Origin of the sequence: Arthrobacter sp. H41 (assembly GCF_000520535.1) — a bacterium.
GTDB lineage: Bacteria > Actinomycetota > Actinomycetes > Actinomycetales > Micrococcaceae > Arthrobacter_D.
The window spans coordinates 13,063-14,074 of record NZ_KI914832.1; the positions used below are offsets into that span (position 1 = coordinate 13,063).

Here is a 1,012-nt window from a genome sequence, read left to right on the forward strand (position 1 = left end):
CCGGCCTGGCCGCCGCTCGCGAGGCCGTACGCACCGGCGCCCGGGTGATCCTGATGGACGACCAGCCCGAGTTGGGCGGCTCGCTCCTGTCAGGGTCCACGGCTCCTGGCCTGGCCGAGATCATTGAAGGCAAGCCGGCCCTGGAATGGGCGGCGGACGTCGAAGCCGAACTGGTTTCCGGTGCCGAGTCCACCGTCCTGAACCGCACGACCGCCTTCGGTGCCTACGACGCCAACTACGTCATCGCTGTCCAGAACCGCACCGACCACTTGTCCAGCCCGGCGGCACCCGGCGTCTCCCGTCAGCGTATTTGGCACGTGCGTGCCAATCAGGTGGTGCTGGCACCCGGCGCCCACGAGCGCCCCTTGGTCTTCGAGAACAACGACCGCCCCGGGATCATGCTGGCCTCCGCCGTCCGCAGCTACCTCAACCGCTACGCCGTCGCCGCCGGGCACCGCGTGGTCATCAGCACCACCAACGACAGCGCCTACGCCCTCGCCGCGGACCTGCGCGCCTCCGGCGTCGAGGTGGCGGCCGTCGTCGACGCCCGCCCGAGCCTCACGAAGGTGGCCGCCGCCGCCGTCGGCGCCGGCACCCGGGTGCTGATCGGCAGCGCGGTGGCCAATACCGCTGCGAACGGCACCGGCCGCCTGAACACCGTCACCGTCCGCAGCATCAACGACGACGGCGAACTCACCTCCGGCGTCGAAGAGATCGCCTGCGACCTGCTGGCAGTCTCCGGCGGCTGGAGCCCGCTGGTGCACCTCCACTCCCAGCGGCAGGGCAAGCTGCGCTGGGACGATGAGCTGGCCGCTTTCGTGCCGAGCACCGTGGTCCCGAACCAGCAAACCATTGGCTCCGGCCGCGGCAGCTTTGAACTCGCGGACGTACTGGCCGAAGGCATTTCCGCCGGCGTATCTGCCGCCACCGCCGCCGGCTTCGAGTCCGCCACGCAGCCGTCCGTCATCGGCGAGCCGAAGTCCTCCGCCCCGACCCGCCAGCTGTGGCTGGG

General features: G+C 70.9%; 1 pseudogene. It reads left to right on the plus strand.

Going from position 1 to position 1,012, the window contains the following annotated elements:
* Positions 1–1,012: pseudogene (locus Y705_RS20430) on the plus strand (ferredoxin); the annotation flags it as partial.